This is a genomic window from Pedobacter sp., assembly GCF_965279535.1.
In the GTDB taxonomy this organism is placed as follows: domain Bacteria; phylum Bacteroidota; class Bacteroidia; order Sphingobacteriales; family Sphingobacteriaceae; genus Pedobacter.
In genome coordinates, this window is sequence record NZ_OZ257244.1 from 2,883,018 (window position 1) to 2,904,558 (window position 21,541).

Genomic DNA, 21,541 nt, shown 5'->3' on the forward strand with positions numbered 1-21,541 from the left:
TCTTAAAAATTCAACTGAACACCAAATGAAACACTTTTGAAAGCTGGTATACCGGTTCCGGTACGGCCACTGTTGTAGTTGGTTTGATCCCAAACAGAATAACCACTCACACTTTCCGGATCTATAGGTAAATCACCTAAATGATCCCAGGTAAAGAAATTCTCTAAAGCGGTATAAACCCTTAATGAACTGATACCTGCTTTTTTAACCAAAGCTGAAGGGAAGGTATAACCCACAGTTAAGTTTTTTAATCGCAAATAGGCCATATTTAGCAGATAGCGGTCCTGAACCTGCATATTGTTAGTGGTACCACTTGCAGCGTTGTTATAAGCTGCAGGATAAAATGCATCCGGGGTTTGCGGCGTCCAGTAATTACCGGCTATGGCTTCAGGCATGGCACCATCTGCAGAATTAAATCCCGGAATGGCTAAAAATCCTGCTCCCCAGATTTTGCGGCTACCCACTCCCTGGAAGAAAGCACTAATATCAACGCCTTTGAAATCTGCACCTAAGCGGAAACCGTATTCGTAACGTGGATTAGAGTTTCCAATAATTTCCTGATCGCCATGATTAGCCAAAGTTCCATCACCATTGCTGATTTCGCCGTCACCATTAATGTCCTTAAACTTCACATCACCCGGACCAAAACGGAAGTTCGCCGAGTTTTGTAAAAAAGGTTGATAAACCGGTTTTTCACCATTCGGGCCTGGTTTTAATTTGTAAGCTTGCTTACCTGCATTCAATTTACTTTCTGCAGCAGTTAACGTAATTAAGATCGGTTTTCCTGATCCATCCAGTTCAAAATCATCCAATTGATACAACCTGTCTGTGCGGTAACCCCAGATTTCACCAATGTCTTTTCCGTTGTAGTTAGTAGTAATCTGCGTACCTGAACCATAGGCTGTTAAGGTTGTTTTTGCATTAGATAAGTTTCCTTTAAAGTTTAAACCTAAACCATTTTCAAAACGATGATTAAAATCGATTGTAAGCTCCCAACCTTTAGTATTTAATGCACCATAGTTCCCTTGAGGAGAGGCAATACCGAAAGTAAGCGGAATGCCCTCTGTAGGCACAATCATATTCTCGGTTTTTCTTTGGAACAAATCGAATGATACGGTCAGTTTATTTTTGAGCAGGGTAGCATCCACACCAAAGTTAGTGGTTACGATATCCTGCCATTGGATGTTAGCAGCTATTGCGCGAGGTGTTCCTACATAATTTGCCCTTGCCCCGTTCAAAATCCAGGATACCTGACCATTTTGCATTACAGGCAGGTATAAATCATTTGGCACCGACTGATCTCCGATTGAACCCCATGACGCCCTAAATTTTAACTGATCTAATACAGGCTTGGTCCAGTCCATGAATTTCTCTTCACTGGCTACCCAACCCGCTGAGAACGAAGGATACCATCTCCATTGTAGTAATTCAGGAAATTTAGATGAGCCATCATAACGGATATTACCTTCTAAAAGGTACTTGTTTTTATAGGCATAATTGATCCGTCCAAAGTATCCCAATTGTGATTCCCAGATTTTATCTGGTGCAAAAATCCGGATTCCTCCAGGAATTAAACCTAAGGCTGCTGTAGTTGGAAGAACAGTTTGCAAACCTGTACCAAAACTGAACTGTGGATTATTGATATCCGAAAGATTCGTGATTTGGCCAAACTGAGCTTCTGCAGTACTGGTTACACGGTTTAAACCCACAATAAATTTAAAATCGTGGTCTTCCTTTAGCTTTAAATTATAAGTAGTTAAGGCATTAATGGTATGGCTGTAAAAGCTGGTTGCTGATCTTGCAAAATGATCTGGATTAGAACCAGGTGTAGTGTACATATCCATTGAAAGATCATATGCTGCCATGGCTCCAGGTGCAGTACTTGACACCACCTGACCTTGATCATTTACATAAATTGGAGCACCACTTGCATCTAGCCTTGTTTTAGGTGCTACCCATGAGTTTCTTGCTGTAAATCTTGTTCCTGGTCTTTTCCAATCTTCATTTTGATTGGTGAAAGTATAATCAAAATCTACTTTCCAGTTCTTTAAGATGTTTACTGTAGTTCCTAAATTTACGTTGGCGTAGTTTAACAGGATATTGGCGGTATTTGCTGATGCAATCTCGCTTTCCGGACTACGGATTGGATCGCCATTTTCATCTTTACCTAAAGGATAAATCGAGCTCCATCTGTACAGGTACAACCATGGATCGGCAGTAGTAGAATTGGTTGTATAAGCATATTCTTTATTGCGTCTCGAATATAATGCACCCCCACGGATGGTTAAATATTTATTAATCTCGCTGGTGATTTTAAAAGAGGCATTGTAACGGGTAAAACGATCTTCTTTAGCGGGTTTCAACATCCCTGCCTGATCTAACAAACCAAGGCCTAAATTATAAGAAGTTTTACCTGATGTACCACCAATAGATAAGTTATGTTGTTGTGTTGGCGCCCACTCTCTTACCATATAATCGTATGGATTATAAGTACGAACCCCCATTTTTTGGTTTGCACCCTGTACATACCAGTCTCTACCGAAAACAGTAGGATCGTCTGGTCCAATGGTGCTGCCATATTTCTCTTTCCAGGCCACTGCTTTTTGGTAGCTTGCTCTATCAACATAATAGAACGCACCGGTAGGCGTAGTTACGCCAATACGCTCGGCTGCATCAACGGTATATTTTAAGCCATTTACGTCGGCCATTTTAAGGTCTTTCCAAACATTTTGATAAGAAAAGTTATTGGAGTAAGTGATAGAAGGCTTATCTGTTCCTGAGCCTGTTTTTGTGGTAATTAACACCACTCCAAAGGCAGCCTTAGCACCATAAATAGAGGATGCTGCAGCATCCTTCAAAATAGTAATGCTGGCAATATCATTAGGATTAACCAACTGCAGGCTTGGAATTTCTACGTTATCTACCAATACCAGTGGTTGTGCACTTCCGTTAAAAGAAGCCAGTTGCCCACGAATTCTGATCACGGGATCGGAGCCAATTTCTGCACTAGGTACAGTAATACTCAAACCCGACGCCGCTCCCTGCAAGGCTCTTCCAACATCTGAAATAGGCCGGCCTTCTAAAGTTTTTTTAACATCAATAGTAGAAACGGCACCGGTAACATTACCCTTTCTTTGGGTACCATAACCCACAACCACTACATCATCTAAACCTTTAGAATCGGTTTTTAAGTTCACATTGATGGTGGTATTAGCGCCCACGGACCTTTCAGTGGTAAGATATCCAATGAAAGTAAAAACCAATACATCTGTTTTTGATGCTTTAATGGAATATACACCATCACCATTGGTTTGGGCTACCAAATTGCTTCCTTTCACCCGAACGGAAACACCTGGCACTGGTCCGTCTTCCGACGTGACTTTACCGGTAACCACAATTTGCTGGGCAATTGCATTTGCCAACAACAAAAAGGTACCAATAAAAATTAGTAGTAGCTTTTTTTTCATAAACTGACTAGGGATAAGTTAATAATTAGTTTTGTTGATTATTTGTAGTTCATCAAACACGCATAAACACGCATTTTAAGTTTAGTTAAGTAAATATATAAAATGTTTTCCGTTAAAAATGCAAATTATATTTGTTATTCTCCTAACTTGAAAGACAAACTCGCAAAAACAAGCAAAAAAACGCAATAGTAGATTTTTTAAAAATCTTTTTATACATTCGTTTCTAAACCAGACAAGTATGCTCAAAAAAGAACGTCATGACTTCATCATGCGCCAGATTAACCTTCACAATCGGGTGCTCACTTCAGATTTAGTGCAACTCCTCAACGTATCAGAAGATACCATCAGAAGAGATTTGCAAGAACTGGTAGATGAGGGCTTATTATATAAAGTACATGGCGGGGCATTATCTAAATCTTACCACAGCTCATTTGATGACAGCACAGTATATGCCCGTGACAGCAAAATTTCAATAGCAAAAAAAGCAACCAGCTTAATCAAAGACGGGATGGTAATCTTAACGGGAGGAGGCACTACGATACTCGAACTTGTGAAGCAGCTACCTCAAGGCTTAACGGCTACGTTTTTTACCATTAGCCCCCTGGTGGCCGTTGAGCTGGCCAAATACAACAATGTGGAGGTAATACTCATAGGGGGATTGTTTTCTAAAAACTCACAGGTAACTTATGGCGGGCATGTAATTACCCAGCTGGCAGAAATTAAAGCAGATTTATGCTTAATGGGCACCAGTGCACTACATCCTGAAGAGGGATTAACCGATACTTACTGGGAAATTAACCAACTGAAAAAGGCCATGCTTTCCTGTGCCAAAAAAACTGCTGTATTATGCATTTCAGAAAAGCTTGATATTGCCTTAAGGCTAAAAGTTTGCCCCATAGAAAGCATAAGCTACCTGATTACTGAACTCGACATCGATAACGACTTGCTCAAAAGTTACCGGACAAAAGAATTAAATATACTCTAAACAAAAGGGGCTCCGAAAAACGGAGCCCTTTTGTTTTTATTAAAACGCCGGATCGGCCGGTGTGTTGGTATTGTTGTCCCTTTCCTGGAAAGGATAAGGGAAAAAGTTTCGTTTACGATCGGTTAGTGGCTGAGCAAATCTTCTCATATCTTCTAATTTTAAGCCCGACATAAAAAGCTCTATACAGCGATGTTTGTAGATTAAATCTAAAAGTGCCTGTGCCGAAGGCGAACCTGTAATGGCGGGAAGACCTGCTCCAACACCAAAAGGATCTGCGGCTGGGGCTTTAGTTACCACCTTATTTAATTCTGTTAATGCGTTTCCTAAATTTGGCGTAGCCTGACGTACATAGGCTTCTGCTTTAATTAAAGTTATCTCTCCCGGCAAATAAACAGGAAAAGGTGCAAATGTTGTTGCTGCAAAACCATTAATCCGAACAGTGGTATTGATTACCGTATAAAATGGAATACGTAAATCACCTGCATCAGGCACGTTGGCGCCAGTTTGCCCCAAATTAATATTCTTCGGTTGCACCACATTATTTGTTGAAGTAGCGACCTCAAAAATTGGATTTAAATTTAAAGCGTCGTAAGTAAAAGTCGATTTTTTAGTTAAATCCACTGCATTTGCTGCTGTTAATGCCAGTGCATAATTGCCGGCAAACAGTGCATATCTCGCCTTTAACGCATTTAGCGTATTCGGAATATCAATTCCTGCAGGGATATTGCCCAAAAATGTTGCATTAATAGGATTTGCAGCAATTACGGCTTGTGCATTCTCTATAGCTGCAATGGCTTTGTTATACCCTTGCACCCTGGTAACGAAGGCCACATTCTGCCCTGTACCGTTCGGAACATTTTCCCAAAATTCTGACAGGTTACCCAAGGCTAGCGCCTTAAATATACTGGCATGAGCAATCAGGCCAGAAGCATAACCTTTGTCGGGCAAGTTTGCCGCATTATTAATTACATTATCAGCGTCATAAATAATTTTATTAGCGCCTGTCCAAACATTTAACAGCACCGTGTTGGTGCCATCCACCTGCACACCGCCAGCCATCAGGCGTTCTTCGTTTGTATTCCCTGTATTAATTGATATCAACTCATTCGTTGTTAAACCGTTTACCGATATGCCAGCGTATAACACGCCTGCTCTGGTAGAAGAATAACTCCTTTGTAAGCCAACTGTTACTCCCGTTAATCCTTTAGCAGAAGTAAGCACATCATCAGCCGTTGCCGCATTGGGATTCAGGTAGTCTTTTTTGCAGGAGCTGAAAGCAACAACCATGCAAAAAAGAAGAATGTGCTTTGTATATTTTAGTTTTAAATTTTTCATAACCATTAATTTTGAATTAGAACCTTGCCTGTAAACCAATAGAAAATGTACGTGGGATTGGCACTGAGCCAAAATCAATATTCCTTAAAATGGTTGATTGTCCTCCCGAATTTAACTCTGGATCGTAACCTTTATAATTGTCCCAGGAAACCAGATTCCTTCCACTCAAATTAATTGTTAAATCTTTAACAAATTTCACTTTACCGATATTATAGCTAAGTGAAATTTCTCTCAGTTTTACAAAAGAACCATCATCTATGCGCCATTCTTCCACATTATATACCCCTGCAACATAACCTCTTGGCAGCTGACCTAAATCTTCTGCTTCGGTTACTTTACCATTTCCTACCCCCTGACGGGTCCTCCAATCGGCATTCCATACATCACCACCCTGAACAGCATCTAACTGGATATGCAGGCTTAACCTTTTATAAGTAAAATCATTAACAAAAGACCCCGTGTAATTTGGGTTTGGATCTCCAAGTACGGATCGCAAAACCGTTCCGGTTGGCTGGCCACTGGCATCGCGCTGAGGCGTATAGGTGGTTGCTGTATTTTGTATCCCCCTTTCTGTTTGCGGAATTCCCTGGGCATTGGTTAATAAACTTCCATCCGGATTTCGGGCGAAAAAAGTACCATAAAACACCCCAACCGGATAACCATCCGTAATAGAAACCGGCGCCCCTGCATTGGTAGAAAGCAGACGCTGTGCACCAGAACCTTCAATCTTATTTCTATTTCTATTGTAAATTAAAGTTGCCGTCCAGCTGAAATCTTTTGTTTTCACCGGCACCCCCGTTAACATTAACTCCAGCCCTTTATTTTTAAGCTTACCACCAATATTATCCAACAAGCTGGAGAAACCTGTTGTTGGCGCAATTACTACACCCAAGAGCAAGTCTTCTACGTTTTTATTGTACCAGCTAAAGGTTAATCCTAAACGGTTACTGAAGAAAGACATATCAGTTCCCACTTCCAGTTCCTTTTGGCGCTCTGGTTTTACACCTGTATTGGCCAAAGTGCCGCTTGAAGTTAGCGATGTTTTACTGTTTAGCGATCCCGGAGCGTAAACATTAAACCGATCATATGCACCAATACCAGTTAAGTTACCTGATTCACCATATGCGGCCCTTACTTTAAAAGCACTCCACCATGAACTCAAACCAGAATCCTTCCAATAATCAGCAGATGATAAAACATAACTGATGTTCGCTTTTGGGTAAAACTGGGTACGGTTATCTTCTCCGAAAACGGTAGATTGATCTACCCTTATTGCACCTGTAACAAATAAATGATCTTTATATTTGAAATTTTGTTGCAAATAAGCCCCGCTGATTGAAAATTCAGACCTGCCATCGTTATTGGTAAGCATGGTACTGGCACCATTAACTGTTTGAACGAAAGGGGCAAGGCCACGGCCATTTAACAAGCTATATAAATCTTTTTGATACTGATATGATCCTCCCAATTGCGTTGTTGAACTCAATAAAGTGGATATCTTCGCATCATAGGTAAAGTTTAATTCGTTATTAAACAATGTGGTTGTTGCATTTGCCGCACTGGCATACCCATTTAAAGAAGGGTCTAAGGTTGGCCCGCCACCATAAAAACCTGTACTTACGTTATAAGCGAAGGGCGGAATGTAGGTTGTTCCGTTTTGAATGGTATTATCTACCCCCATGGTATAGTCAATTGTTAAGTTTTTGAGGGGGTTGAGTTTCAATCCTGTATTGGCAATAATGCGATTGGTAAATTGACGTTGCTTGATGTCTTCAATTACGGAAACCGGATTAACACGGCCACGTTCACCAACTGCTTTTAAATTCCCTAAAGCATCACGGGTAAACAGGTCGTGAAAGTTCCCGATAATGGTTACTGAGTTCATGGGAGAGAAAAATGAGTTGCCATCGGGTTTCTCATTAGCATCACTGTGAACATAGTTAAAACCGGCTGTCATCTTAGCCCAGTTGTTGATTTTCTGATCCAGATTAGCCCTGAAATTCATCCGTCTGAAATCCGTATTCTTAATGATCCCCTGATTGGAGAAATATCCGGCAGAAGTATAAAATTTCGTATTATCGTTACCACCAGAAACGGAAACCGAATTATCTGTACCTATTCCGGTATGGAAAATGTAGTCCTGATAATTGTATCGGGTTACAGGCGTGGTATTGGTTAAAGTTGGTGTTAAAATATCTTGTGTTTGGGTATCAACAGAGCCACCAAACTTAATGGGTGCCTGATTCACCTCAACCTGTTTGCGCAGTTCACTGATAACCAGACTGGTATTAAAACTCACCTGTGGCTCTCCGGTTTTACCTCTTTTGGTAAAAATCTGGATTACACCTGCGTTGGCTCTCGATCCATAAATCGCAGCAGCCGCAGCCCCATTTAAAACTTCAATGTGATCAATATCTGAGGGACTGATGTCAACCATTCTGTTCTGACCTATGTTGCCAATAAAATTTGTTCCATCATAATTCCCGGAAGTATTGGTTACCCTTGTAGTTGAGTTATTTACAATAACCCCATCAATAATGTAAAGTGGCTCTGATGATGAGTTTACTGAACTGATACCCCTTAACCTTACCGATATGCCACCCGCAGGATCCCCAGAGTTCTGGCTAATTTGAGCACCAGGAGTTTTTCCCTGTAAAGAGGCCAAAGCATTTCCGCTTGGTGCTTTATTCAAATCGTCGCCTTTAACCGTACTCACATAACTTCCCAATTGCTTTCTGGTGGTTCCCTGCGAGGTACCGGTTACAATAACTTCATCTAAACCAACCGCATCTCCCGAAAGGCTAACACTCAATTGAACACTGGTGTTACCGGCCAAATCTACAGACTGAACTATCGATTTATAGCCTACATATGAGAATTGAACCTGATACTTTCCTGGTGCCAGATCAACAGCGAAATTATACCCGCCGTTAGAAGCTGTACTGGTTGCTAATGTAGTATTTAAGATTTTGACTACCGCTCCTGGAATGGGGATATTACCAGAGGCATCTGTTACTTTTCCACTAATCGTGTAGCGCCGGTTTTGCGCCTGGGCCATTTCTGAAAATAGGAGCAGCAGAAATGGGATCATCAAAATTGCAAGAAACTTTGGTGACCATTTTAGGTAACTTTTTTCCATAAAAATTAGGTTTTGTTAGTTATTAGATTCGCACTAAAACAAATTTAACAAAATAACTGACAATCAAAAGCTTATAGCTGTACAACTAAGTATACAAAATAAGGAGTGAATGGTTCAATGAATGAGTGAGAGAGTGAATGATTGAATTAGTGAATGAGAGAATGATAGAATGATGTATTATCACAGATTCAATCCTGCTATCCTTCTAAATTCAATCATTTTAATTAAGCTGGCAGGCTAATTTTACCCATACAGACTGAAGGAACACCCTGCCTGTTTCCAAAATTTATGGGTTGTCCACAAAGGGTTTCGTTGGCTAGAATAGCAAATAAAACGGCTTCCTTTGCATCTGGGTTGATTTCCAAATCTGCGGTTGTTAAAAAGCTGGCATTGGGTAACTGTTCTTTTAACAGCGCTATTAAAAGCGGATTATGCATACCTCCTCCACTACTAAAAATATGGGGGCTGGCCTCTTGCCCAAAACATTTCTGTATGGCATCGGTTATGCCTGATGCCGAGAAATGGCACAAAGTAGCCATTACGTCTTCAAGACTTAAATCTGTTGTTGCAGACGCTTGCTGAGCTTTTTCCAGGTAACCAAGATTAAACAGCTCTGGCCCCGTCGTTTTTGGGAAACCCAGATCAAAGAAATCGCATGTTAACAAGGCTTTCAATAGGTTTTCATTACATTTTCCTTTTTTCGCAACGGAGGCATTTTTATCATAAAATTGATTAAAATGCTTTTGCATATATTGATCCATTAGGGTATTACCTGGCCCCACATCGGTAGAAAATATTTGACTCGCATCCAATGATCCGGGCAGATAGGTAAAATTGGCAATCCCTCCAATATTTAACATCACTCGGTCCTCTCCTTTTTTAGAAAAAATAAGGTAATCTCCATATACAGCCAGAGGCGCACCTTCCCCTCCTGCGGCAAGGTGTTTTTGTCTAAAATCAGATAAAGTAATGATGCCGGTTTTTACGGCCATGTGGTCACCATCACCTATCTGTAAAGTTCCATTTGGATACTCCTTTAACCCATGCAAAGATTGAGGCGCATGAAAGATCGTTTGTCCATGACTGGCAATAAAATCTATCTGATGATTTTCATAACCCCATTCGTTCAATGCCTCATTTATCAGTGCCGCATGAACATTTGCAATGTACTCATTCATGAGGCAAACCAGCTGCAAATCTACCTCACGTTTAGAGAATATGGCTTTTATCTTTTCGCGGAATCCGACGGTATAATCTCCTGTTTTAAACTGAAGCACCTTAATATCTGTATTCACACCACTACCTTTTACCGAACAAAGCGCTATATCCAAACCATCCATTGAAGTTCCGCTCATCAGGCCAATGATCAATCGTTCTTTTTTTGCTGCTTTATCATACAGGCTTTGTATTTGGTTATTCATAGCGATGGGTTTTAGTGAAAAATGATCAAACGTTTGTTTTAAAGCTTAATCAATTACTTGGAATAAAAGTAGCTATCCTTTACTAAAAATTAACTATAAGTCTCTATATTTACTGCTCCGTACATTAAAATCCATATCAAAAAAATGGCTAGATTAAATCTACTGGAGGAGACACGCTTCGAGAAACTCCCTGTGAGCGTGTTCGAAAATCCAAAAATTGCTTCTGTTAATGTGGCGCACAGAATTGCCAACCTCATTAAAACTAAACAAGCAAACAACGCACCTGCAGTACTGGGCTTAGCAACAGGTGTTACCCCAATCGCAGTTTATGCCGAGCTGGTAAGACTGCACAAAGAAGAGGGCTTAAGTTTCAAAAATGTGATCACTTTTAACCTGGATGAATACTATCCGATGCAGCCAACGGCAGCACAGAGTTATGTGACCTTTATGAACGAAAACCTTTTCGATCACATCGATATCGATAGAAACAATGTTCACATTCCGGATGGAACTTTGGCGCTGGAAGACATTCCGGCATTCTGTTTAGATTACGAAAAGAAAATTGGTGACCTTGGTGGTTTAGACATTCAGATTCTGGGTATCGGCCGTACCGGTCACATTGGTTTCAACGAACCGGGTTCTGCACCAAATTCTGGAACACGTTTAGTAACCCTTGACGACTTAACCAGACGCGATGCTGCGCGTGATTTCGGCGGTAAATCATTCGTACCTACCAAGGCAATTACCATGGGTATTGGTACAATTTTCAGAGCCAGAGAAATCATTTTAATGGCCTGGAGTCGTAAAAAAGCATCGATCATTAAAAAAGCGGTAGAAGGAGAAATTTCTGGTGATGTTCCTGCAACCTACCTGCAGCTTTCTGAAAACGTAGAGTTTATCTTAGATACACCTGCAGCTTCAGAACTTACCCGCTTTAATACGCCATGGCTGGTTAACGACTGTGTGTGGACAGAACAATTAATCCGCAAAGCTGTAATCTGGTTAGCCAATACGCTTAAAAAACCGATCTTAAAATTAACTGAAGACGATTATAACAATAATGGTATGGCACAACTGGCCACTGAAAGAGGTCCGGTTTACAATATCAACATTCATATTTTCAATAAATTACAGCATACCATTACCGGATGGCCGGGAGGTAAACCTAATGCAGATGATTCTCAACGTCCGGAAAGGGCAGAGCCTGCTAAAAAAAGGGTGATTATTTTCTCTCCACATCCGGATGATGATGTAATCTCAATGGGTGGAACGTTTATCCGTTTGGTAGACCAGAAACACGACGTTCACGTAGCTTATCAAACTTCAGGCAATACCGCTGTTTGGGATGATGATGCCTTACGTTTTGTAGAGTTTAATGTAGATTTTACAGAGAAAATGGGCATGGACAATTCTGGGCTGAAAAGTCTTTACCAAAACATGCGTACTTTCATCGAAAACAAGAAACCGAATCAAATTGACACCCCTGAAATTCAAACCGTTAAGGGATTGATCAGAAAGGGTGAAGCCATTGCAGGTGCGCGCTATTGCGGACTGGAGGATGACCATATCCATTTCCAGGCACTACCTTTTTATGAAAGCGGAAAGAGCCAGAAAAACCCGGTAACCGATAAGGATATTGAGTTAACCATGGAGCTTTTACAAAAAGTAAAACCACATCAGGTATATGCAGCAGGCGATTTTGAAGATCCACATGGTACACATATCGTATGTTTTAACATTATTTTAGCAGCATTAAAACGCCTTCGTCAAACAGAAGATTGGGCTAAAGATTGCTGGTTATGGATGTACCGTGGCGCGTGGCATGAGTTTGAAACTTACGAAATTGAGATGGCTGTTCCGATTTCACCTCAGGAGCTTGAACGCAAGAAATATGCAATCTTTAAACACCAAAGTCAAAAAGACAGAGCTGTTTTCCCTGGTGATGACGCAAGAGAGTTCTGGCAACGCGCAGAAGACCGTAACCGCGATACTGCAAAAGCTTATGATGAACTTGGACTTGCAGAATACGAGGCAATGGAAGCTTTTGTAAGATGGAAATTTGAAGATTAAGCAATTTTCTTGAATATCATAAAAAACCTGCTACTGTTTATCCAGAGCAGGTTTTTTTATTCCGTGTTCCTTAACCCGTCATTGCAAAGCCGGGCTGAGCAAGTTGAAGCACGCTGCTCAATAGAACTTATAAACCAGCTTAGTTATATGCCTTAAATTGCAAATGGAATACTTAATTAACTTTCTTTAGTTGTTGATTGCCGCTCAATTATACTGGGATCGAGCACAATATGCTCCATTTCCTGAAAGGGATTCTCTTTCTTTACCATTTTTAAAAACATTTTGGCACATTCCTTTCCTATTTGCGGGGCATGCTGATCTATAGTAGAAAGATTGGGTGTGATGTAGGCAGAGAATGCTTCATTGGCAAAACCAATTACGCCCACTTCTGGTGGGGTTTCATCAATCTCCTTCAGTTTTTTAATCACACCAAGAGCGGTAAAGTCATCTCCGGCAATAATGGCATCGGGTTTATTTTTACTGCGCATCAGTTTGCCGGCTCCAAATCGCCCATCCTTAATAGATAAGCCACCAAAAATAAGGTGTTCATCAATAAGCGGTAATCCGTTATCCTTTAAAGCAGCTTTGTAGCCTTTCAGTCTGTCATTAAAAATCTTAATCTGATGAATGGTAGTGATAAAGGCGATCTTCTCATACCCCTGATCAATCAGGTGCTGCGTGGCCATGTATCCCGCTTTAAAATCATCAAGGGTAATGGTGGGCACCTTCAAATCTTCGTGCACCCGGTCAAAAAGAATAAGGGGTTTATTTTGCTTGATAATTTCGGCAAAGTGATCTACATTTTCTGTCTCCAAAGACATAGAGGCCATAATCCCATCTACCTGTGCCTCGAGTAAAGTTTTCACCCCGTTAATCTCGTTTTCTACCGATTCATTGGACTGGTAAATAATTACCCGATAGCCACTGTCTTTTAAGCCATCTTCAATGCAATGAATAATTGATGCAAAAAAATGAGCCTGAACGCTGGGCACAATTACACCAATGATGTGCGTTTTACCCGATTTTAAAGCTGAGGCTAACTTATTCGGACTATAATTGAGCTTCTGAGCCGTTTCAAGCACAGCGGTTCGGGTTGCATCGCTTATAGCAGGGAAACCGCTTAAAGCCCTCGATACTGTTGATACCGTGATATTAAGCGCCTTGGCGATATCGTATATGGTTGTTTTCTTTTTCAATGATGAGAATAAGCAAGTGTATTTGCAGGGAATAAATTTACAAAAAAATCACCTGTGTAAACCGAATTAAACTTTAATGATAATATTCTTTTTATACATCCAGTACAATAACACGTAAAAACCCAAAACATAACTAATTGCCCAAACCAATGAGGCATTTACAGGAGAAAAGAAGGGTTGATAGCAGGTATTGTAAAAATAAACCAGTAATGGCGTTTTAGTTCCATCTGCCTGTGTTATGGAGATAAGATTTAATATCCTGGGCATAAGTCCGGCTAAAAAAAACACCGTAATGGCGTTAACACCATATACCACAAATGGAGTGGTAAATCGCTTGTAGCCCTGAACATCAATAATCCAGTAACAGAGTGCAAGGCCAATAGAGGCTAAGCCTCCAGCATAAAGCACATAGGAACTTGTCCACAGGGCTTTGTTAATCGGGAATTGTAAATCCCACAGCAAGCCCAGTGCAACTGCTGCTGTACCCGAGGTAAATAACCAGGCCACTTTAGTTGGATTATCAACATCTTTTCTACGCATCCAAACGCCTACCAGAATACCAAACAAACATGTTCCAATCGCAGGCAGTGTACTTAAAACCCCTTCGGGATCCCAGGTTTTAGAGGAGGCCCAGGTATGTGCTTCAGTCAATATTCCCCGGTCTATCCAGGCTGCCAGATTCGTTTCCTTCTCCATGTTGGGATAACCTACACCCGGAACCGGAACAAAAGTCATAAGGGCCCAATAAACGGCTAAAACAACAATCAGTATTTTAAAAATAGCCTTATTGGAGACTTTTAAAAAAATAATACTGCTAATGATAAATACGATTCCGATGCGTTGTAACACCCCAAGTAAACGAACGGTTTTAAAAGCTTCCCAAATGGAAGTATCTTGAATAATGGCAGCAATAATTTTCCCAAATATGGCTAAAAAGAAACCCAGGAAATATAATGTAAGCCCCCGTTTAACAGCCTTTAGAATGGTCTTTGCATGTGTTTCCGGACTAGCTTTGCTACTACTCATGGCAAAAGCGATAGATACACCCACTATCCAAAGGAAAAAAGGAAAAATTAAATCGGTGGGTGTACAACCATTCCATTCTGCATGCTCAAGCGGTGCGTAGATATGCCCCCAGCTTCCGGGGTTATTGACCAAAATCATCGCTGCAACGGTTAATCCCCTAAAAAAATCTAATGAAAGCAATCGTGGCTTGGGTTCGCCCATAGGTTTGGTATCGTTTGGTTAAGCAACCTAATTTAGATTATTGTTTTTATAATTCGAAATATCCCTTCATCAATATTTTAAATGCAGCTAATAAATCCCCGCATAGCAAGAAAGTTTTGCTTAATTTTTACACAATGCTGCATAGTTTTATCTAAGTTTGCATATATACACTTGACAAAATGAAAGAAATATCGGTACAAGAACTAAAAGAGAAAATCGATAATAAGGAAGATTTTCAGCTAATAGATGTTCGCGAAACATTCGAATATGAGGTTTCTAATCTTAATGGAGAAAATATCCCTTTGGGAGGCATCTTAATTGAAGCAGACAAAGTGGCGAAAGATAAGCCTGTAATTATTCAGTGCCGCAGCGGAAAAAGAAGTGCTGCAGCGGTTATGCAACTGGAACAACAGTACGGCTATGATAATTTATATAACTTAAAAGGTGGCATCTTAGCCTGGCAGGAAGCTTTTGACCCAAACATGCCTGTTTACTAAAATATTAATGATAGAATGTGTGAATGACCGAATTTGGTAACCTACCAACTATTCATATGTTATCATTCACTCATTCTGTCATTCTTTGATGTGCTAATTCAACAATCAACCTGATGGGTAAGAAATTTGCTTTAAATATCTTTTATAACCTGGCCATTATTCTGGCTATCTGTGGTGTGGTGTGGTGTTACCAGAACAGCAAATACCTACCTGCTGCATTTTTAGTGGGCGTAGCAGCCTGTCTTTTCTATTTCAAATATCAGCTTACAAAAGAAATCCGAAAATCTTTTAAAGAAAAAAAGTAAGTGCAATATTGCTGATCGAATGACTGGATTTTGAATGGGAGAATATAGCAATTGTCCAGTCATTCAATCAATCAATCATCCAATCATTCAACAATCCCCTCATCAAGGGAAAAAGTCAGGATCAATTCCGGTTAAGCCTAGACCTGGCAAGTGCTGTAACTGATACTTTCCGTTTTCAAAAGCGGGGTCGTTAAAAGGATTATTGGTGGTTAACCAGGGCCCGTCTAAATCTGCCCAATTGCAAAGTGGTGCCAAAGCTGCCGCGGCTAAAGTAGCGCAACTGGTTTCGCTCATGCATCCAATAAGTACTTTCATGCCAAATGAACGGGCTTTCAAAATCATTTGATGACCTTCATACATCCCGCAACTCTTCATTAGCTTAATGTTGATTCCATGGTATACACCCCTTAGCTTGTCCATATCGGCTAACCGCTGCATGGCTTCATCAGCCAATAAAGGGATTGGGCTTCGTTCTGTTAACCAGGCATTGCCTTCCATGTCGTGCTTATCCATTGGCTGTTCTATCAATACAACCCCCATACTGTGAAGCCAATAAATGAGATCGATAGATTTAATTCGATCACTCCATCCCTGGTTGGCATCTACATATAGTGGAACATCAGTCATACTCCTGATGGTTTCTATAATTTCCTGATCGTTATCTCTTCCCAGTTTAACCTTAATTACTTTAAACGCTGCTGCATCTTTCAGTTTTTCCCGAATCACCGCTGGCGTATCAATTCCTATAGTGTAAGAGGTAACAGGCATTTTGGTTAGGTCTGCGCCATAAATTTCATAACATGGCTGCCCTAATATTTTACCGTTAATATCATTAAGTGCAATATCTATAGCCGCTTTAATGGCTGGTTGGCCCGGGGCAATGCTATCCAGATAGGCAACAATCGACTTAAAATCAAAAGGGTACTGTATCTGGCGCCAATCTACCTGGTTTAGAAAAGCCTGTGCACTTTCATAACTTTCACCCATATAAGGCACCATGGAGGCTTCTCCATAACCTACCACATTTTCATACTGAACTTTCAGCAACATTAGCGGGGTGCTGGTTCTGGTAAATTTGGAAATCGAAAAAGGATGTTTTAACGCTAATTCAAATGGCTTGCAACTTATTTTCATCATCAATCGTCATCTAATAAAGTAAGAGATTTTTCAATAACAAAAGTATATTTGTTTACCCATACTAAAGCGCTATCATGAAAAACATTCCAAGATTACGGTATTTTATTTACTTATCCTTAATAATTATTGGAGGATGTACCACAGGGAAAAAAGCCCTTCAAAAAGGAGACTATGACGCATCGGTGCTTAAAGCGGTAAGTCGTTTACAAAATTCGCCTAAAAATACAGAGGCACAAGAAGTATTGAAAACGGCCTACACTTTTGCCCTGCAAGATCACTTAAGAAAAATAGAAGAAGCAAAATTATCGAACGATCCTTTCCGCTGGGAGTCTATCCTGTACGATTATCAGAAACTTAATCAACTGGCAGATGAAATTAACAGTTGCCCGGCATGTTTAATACTTGTTCCCAATCCAGGTAAATACATAAAGGAAGTTGAGGATAGCAAATACAATGCGGCAACAGCCAGATACAATTCCGGCTTAGGTTACCTTGAAGTAAATACTCGTCAATCGGCTAAGAAAGCCTATTATGAATTTGAAAAAGTTCAAAACCTGCAGGCCAATTATAAGGATGTAAAAGTGAAACTGGAAGATGCGTATTGGGCTGCAGTAACACGTGTGGTTGTACAACCCATTCGCGTAAATAGTTTAACCTATAAATTAAGTGCCGATTATTTTCAGCAGCAGATCAACCAATTTATTGCAGAGTATGCCCGCAACAAGTTTGTTGTTTTTTACACCGGACAACAGGCTACCAATCAGAAAATAGCGCCCGATCAAGTGCTAAGTTTGGATTTTGACGATTTTATCGTTGGTCAAACCTATGTAAAAGAAAGGGTAGAAAAAATTAAGCGCGATAGCGTAGAAATTGGCCAAACCCGTGAAGGAAAACCTGTTTACGGTACAGTTCGGGCAACTTTAAGTATTTTCGAGAAAAACATTTCTTCTTCTGGCTTATTGGATATGACAATCACCGACTGGCAAAGCAGAAAAATAGTGACGCAACAAAAGTTTCCCGGCACATATGTCTGGAGAGACAGCTGGGCTAGCTTTAAAGGCGATGAACGTGCATTAACCAAGCAACAACTGGCTTTAACAAGGAGAAAACAGATCCTCCCACCACCACCCAGCACTTTATTTTTAGAATTTACCAAACCGATATATAACCAGCTGGTTGATCAGGTTAGTTATTTTTATAGCAATTATTAAATTAATGGATTTCGGATGAGTGAATTTAGCGCTGGCCCCGGTTATGCAATCATTCCCTCACCCAATAATTCAATAATTAATTTTTCAGTCATTTATTTTAACCGATAAGTAGCCCTAAAAATATAATGGTTAATATTGTAGCGATGAATAACGGCTTATACAACCCATTCCAGAACTTCGATTTTTTATATAAAACTTGCTTTTTAAGTGGTAACACTTTTAATTCACCTGTGGTTCAGGTTCCGCTTTTACCACAATGGCTGTTAGATCTGGCCGGATTAACAGGCGAAGAGCAAATCCAGTTTCTGGATGAAAGTATCCGTTCTTATCAAAGCTTATCCATTCCTGTAAACACGGAGCTGAACGAACAGTTTTTAAATCCGCTGGAAGACAAAATCAGTGCAGCCTTTAAGCAGGGCTACCTTGGTGTGGCCGCTTTACCAGAGCTCGATCTTTTTAACTGGATTGGGAAGTTTCTTTATGGCTTTATCTACATTGAGATGCATTCGGCTTTGCGCAAAGAAATGACCGCAGATGGTTTAAACATGTCTCAATCACTGATGATGAAGTTTGCCAACTTGAATTTCATGATGCAAAATCTTTATACCCAAATTGAGTTTGAAGATTTTACCCCCTGGTCTATCACTGTGGTTAAACTTACAGATGAAGCTACACCATTCAGTTTCCGTGATGAAATTAATACCCTCACTTTCTCACTCAAAATGAAAGATTTTGGCATCATTGCCTGTATGCAGGATAATGGAACCAATAAACGATACCATCAGGATATCATAAACGAAATAAAGGGAAAAGCCCTAACAGCCGAGCAATTTGAAGAATTAAGTGCTCGTTTTTACTATTCGGCTTATCTGTTTAATCGCTTGCCCGAATATACTTTTATGCCTGTAGAAGGCGTAACTTACATCGAAGCCATGCCATTAAGGGGGAACATGAGTAAACCTTTATTTGATGCCTGGCAACATAAAACTTATGGTCAGGTATTGGAAAACTTCTGGAAACCCTGGGGATACGTATTGTTCGAGATTATCAAAAACCCAGAGCAGCCCATGAGCTTTTTTGAAAAACCTTGTTTACCAAATGCAGGTTAGTTAAGTGCTCTTCTAAAATTAGTTAAGCCCTAGCCTGGGACTTTGGGCTAAGAATACGCCCATCGCTGGTCAAAACCCTGAAACAACTACTTCCCAGTAAGTGCTTCAAAGAAATGCTGCAGAATACCTGGTTTAAATATGATCGTAAAGATCAGTCCTGTGAGGGCACCAAAAAAGTGGGCATCATGGTTAATATGGTCTCTTGAATTGCGGGAAGCATAAACACAATAGATTAAATATAAAACCCCAAAAACTACGGCTGGAATCCCAATTGGGATAAACATAATGTAGATTTTGGATAATGGATTAAAAAGGATGTAGCTAAATAATATCCCGCTTACAGCGCCTGATGCGCCTAAACTGTGGTAATTATAACTATCCTTGTATTTAAAAACCGTTGGCAAATCACTTAAAACCAGGGCTAAAAAATACAATAAACCAAACTGCCAGCTTCCGAGCATGCTTTCTAAAGCAAAGCCAAAAGCATAATAAGTAAACATGTTAAAAAACAAGTGCATCCAATCGGCATGGATAAGCCCGCTGGTTATAAGGGTATAAACCTGGTGGCCTTTAGAAACGCTATACGGATGCAGCATAAACTTTCCGTAAATACTGTGATCATAAAAGGCGTACAAACTCGTAATCAGGGTAAATACGAAGATAATTGAAGCTACAGGAGCAGCATTTAAATATTCCATAAAATTATTTTAAATCGAGGTTCCTAACCGAAATTAACCGGCCTATCGGATATCGATTATGTGTTTTCTCGTAATAATCAGAATTTTTATAGACAAAATCAAGTTGCGCAGCAGGATTATTTGTAAATGTACCATCTGAAGCTTTTTTAGCTTCAAGCAGGGCTTTCAAATCAGGATTTTTCTTTAAAAGCGCTGCAGCGGTATCTTCAAACACATAAGCAGAGTAATGTTCTTTCATGTCTAAAATAGAATCAAAGAAATTCCAGTTGAAAAAAGAGTCGGTAGCCTGCGGTTCCAGCGTTTCTACAATATACCGGTTGCTTGGCTGATTCACGTACACCACATAATCACCAGTATAATATTGCAAATCCTGTAAAACAGGTTTAACCCTGGTAACCGAATGCAAATAATGGCCTTCGTAAGGCCTGGTAGAAGTCTTAAAATCAGCAATATAGTAGCTTTCAACGGAAACTTTTGTATCGGCTTTAAGTTGCTTCAGCTTTACGTTATTGAGCTTTAAAAGTGCGATTACGCGATCCCATGCCTGGGGAATAATGTAAGCAACAGGCTTCTCTACAGTAATTGCAGGATCAAATGTATTCCACTCCTTTATTTTCCTGGTATAAGGTTGATTACGGTCATAAAATAACCGATCTGCACCGCTTACTTCACTCGGTTTTTTTGCCGATTCATAACCTTTAAAAAGTATATCTGCTGACTCGGTTTTATTCAGCTTCCATTCTAAAGGGAAGCTTTTTTGCAATGCTACTGCTTCATCTGCTTTACGCTTATTTTCCGCAATCAATTGAGCATCTCGCTGTACAATAGCAACATATTGGGCTAAAAGCTGGTAAGTTGCATCCACACGGAGGCTATAATCCTTTAACATATGCGTTTCGGGCATAAAGCCGATGGTATTATGTAGGGTGGTATAACCCGTAGAGTACCTGGGCGTTTCGATAAAACCAGTTATACCCTGATCAGGCGTTTCTGCAACAGCATTTACATACGGAATCATAGGATAGCCAATCTTTTCCATTCCCTTGTAAAGGTCCGGCACAAGTACCCGGCTAAGATAATCAGATAGAATTGGATTCAGCTTATCCTTCTGCGTAGGAATCAAGGTCATCACGTACTGATAATCGGCACCATTGCTGGTGTGGGTGTCTACAAAAATCTCTGGCTGCCAGCTATTGAAAATCAGCTGAAAAGCTGCTGAGTTTTTAGAATCCGTTTTGATGAAATCGCGGTTCAAATCCAGATTTTTGCTGTTGCCCCTAAAACCATAAGCCACCGGCCCGTTTTGATTTGCCCTTGAGGTTCCGGACCGGTTAAAACTTCCATCAATATTGTACACCGGAATAATACAGATCACAACATCTTTTGGAAGTTTATGCTGTTGCAATAAATCTCTGGCCAGCATCATAGATGCATCAATCCCTTCTGGCTCTCCCGGATGAATTCCATTATTAATCAGCAGCACACGTTTATTGCTACGTTTAACAATTGTTGGATCAAAAATCTTATCCTTAGACAAAACCAATAGATGCAACGGTTTGCCGAAATCTGTTTGCCCGTAGGTTAGCAGCTTTGCTTCCCCATGATGTTTGGCCAAATCCTGGTAATAAGAAATGGCAGCATCATAGGTTGCTGTTTCTTTTTTCCCACTCAGCTCATAAGGTGTTTTTTGGGCTGTAGTTCTTAAAGTTAGCAGAACCAATGCCAATAGGAAAAATTTCCTCAT

15 protein-coding genes are annotated in these 21,541 nt (G+C 40.2%); 6 read left to right on the plus strand and 9 right to left on the minus strand.

Annotated elements, in window-relative coordinates:
* Positions 1 to 2: 2 nt before the first annotated feature.
* The gene (locus tag ACQY77_RS11600; RefSeq protein ID WP_421941981.1) at positions 3 to 3,467 is read right to left on the minus strand and encodes a SusC/RagA family TonB-linked outer membrane protein; all 3,465 of its coding nucleotides are present in this window, start codon (positions 3,465 to 3,467) and stop codon (positions 3 to 5) included.
* A 238-nt stretch (positions 3,468 to 3,705) separates the two neighbouring features.
* Here ACQY77_RS11600 and ACQY77_RS11605 point away from each other — a divergent pair, with 238 nt between their 5' ends.
* Positions 3,706 to 4,452: a DeoR/GlpR family DNA-binding transcription regulator gene (locus tag ACQY77_RS11605; RefSeq protein WP_421941980.1), complete on the plus strand. Its 747-nt coding sequence runs from the start codon at positions 3,706 to 3,708 to the stop codon at positions 4,450 to 4,452.
* Between the two features lie 39 nt (positions 4,453 to 4,491).
* Here the strand turns inward: ACQY77_RS11605 and ACQY77_RS11610 are convergent, their stop codons facing one another.
* The 3 genes from ACQY77_RS11610 to ACQY77_RS11620 all read right to left on the minus strand — a co-directional run bounded on the left by ACQY77_RS11610 (position 4,492) and on the right by ACQY77_RS11620 (position 10,347).
* Positions 4,492 to 5,787 carry a RagB/SusD family nutrient uptake outer membrane protein gene (locus ACQY77_RS11610; protein ID WP_421941979.1) on the minus strand — a complete coding sequence of 432 codons (1,296 nt, stop codon included), beginning with the start codon at positions 5,785 to 5,787 and terminating at the stop codon, positions 4,492 to 4,494.
* Between the two features lie 16 nt (positions 5,788 to 5,803).
* Positions 5,804 to 8,926, minus strand: a complete 3,123-nt coding sequence (locus ACQY77_RS11615; protein WP_421941978.1) for a SusC/RagA family TonB-linked outer membrane protein — start codon at positions 8,924 to 8,926, stop codon at positions 5,804 to 5,806.
* Between the two features lie 224 nt (positions 8,927 to 9,150).
* Positions 9,151 to 10,347 carry an anhydro-N-acetylmuramic acid kinase gene (locus ACQY77_RS11620; protein WP_421941977.1) on the minus strand — a complete coding sequence of 399 codons (1,197 nt, stop codon included), beginning with the start codon at positions 10,345 to 10,347 and terminating at the stop codon, positions 9,151 to 9,153.
* A 144-nt stretch (positions 10,348 to 10,491) separates the two neighbouring features.
* Between ACQY77_RS11620 and nagB the strand changes: the two genes are divergently transcribed.
* A complete protein-coding gene (gene nagB, locus ACQY77_RS11625; RefSeq protein ID WP_421941976.1) occupies positions 10,492 to 12,417 on the plus strand; it encodes a glucosamine-6-phosphate deaminase in 1,926 nt (641 codons plus the stop codon).
* Positions 12,418 to 12,593: 176 nt separating this feature from the next.
* Here nagB and ACQY77_RS11630 read toward each other — a convergent pair whose 3' ends face one another.
* Entirely contained in the window at positions 12,594 to 13,613 is a 1,020-nt protein-coding gene (locus ACQY77_RS11630; protein WP_421941975.1) for a LacI family DNA-binding transcriptional regulator, read from the minus strand.
* 66 nt (positions 13,614 to 13,679) lie between these two features.
* A complete protein-coding gene (locus tag ACQY77_RS11635) occupies positions 13,680 to 14,840 on the minus strand; it encodes an acyltransferase family protein (protein ID WP_421941974.1) in 1,161 nt (386 codons plus the stop codon).
* Between the two features lie 179 nt (positions 14,841 to 15,019).
* Between ACQY77_RS11635 and ACQY77_RS11640 the strand changes: the two genes are divergently transcribed.
* Positions 15,020 to 15,337 (plus strand): rhodanese-like domain-containing protein, encoded by a 318-nt coding sequence (locus ACQY77_RS11640; protein WP_421941973.1) that lies wholly within the window; start codon positions 15,020 to 15,022, stop codon positions 15,335 to 15,337.
* A 113-nt stretch (positions 15,338 to 15,450) separates the two neighbouring features.
* The gene (locus ACQY77_RS11645; RefSeq protein WP_421941972.1) at positions 15,451 to 15,642 is read left to right on the plus strand and encodes a DUF6358 family protein; all 192 of its coding nucleotides are present in this window, start codon (positions 15,451 to 15,453) and stop codon (positions 15,640 to 15,642) included.
* 102 nt (positions 15,643 to 15,744) lie between these two features.
* On the opposite strand, the gene ACQY77_RS11650 is transcribed toward ACQY77_RS11645, so the two are convergent.
* Entirely contained in the window at positions 15,745 to 16,776 is a 1,032-nt protein-coding gene (locus ACQY77_RS11650; protein WP_421942385.1) for a dipeptide epimerase, read from the minus strand.
* A 77-nt stretch (positions 16,777 to 16,853) separates the two neighbouring features.
* On the opposite strand from ACQY77_RS11650, the gene ACQY77_RS11655 reads away from it, so the two are divergent.
* The gene (locus ACQY77_RS11655; protein ID WP_421941971.1) at positions 16,854 to 17,990 is read left to right on the plus strand and encodes a hypothetical protein; all 1,137 of its coding nucleotides are present in this window, start codon (positions 16,854 to 16,856) and stop codon (positions 17,988 to 17,990) included.
* 143 nt (positions 17,991 to 18,133) lie between these two features.
* Positions 18,134 to 19,099: a hypothetical protein gene (locus tag ACQY77_RS11660; RefSeq protein ID WP_421941970.1), complete on the plus strand. Its 966-nt coding sequence runs from the start codon at positions 18,134 to 18,136 to the stop codon at positions 19,097 to 19,099.
* An 86-nt stretch (positions 19,100 to 19,185) separates the two neighbouring features.
* On the opposite strand, the gene ACQY77_RS11665 is transcribed toward ACQY77_RS11660, so the two are convergent.
* Both ACQY77_RS11665 and ACQY77_RS11670 read right to left on the minus strand, forming a co-directional pair.
* Positions 19,186 to 19,797, minus strand: a complete 612-nt coding sequence (locus ACQY77_RS11665; protein WP_421941969.1) for a rhomboid family intramembrane serine protease — start codon at positions 19,795 to 19,797, stop codon at positions 19,186 to 19,188.
* Between the two features lie 4 nt (positions 19,798 to 19,801).
* Positions 19,802 to 21,541 carry a M14 family metallopeptidase gene (locus ACQY77_RS11670; protein ID WP_421941968.1) on the minus strand — a complete coding sequence of 580 codons (1,740 nt, stop codon included), beginning with the start codon at positions 21,539 to 21,541 and terminating at the stop codon, positions 19,802 to 19,804.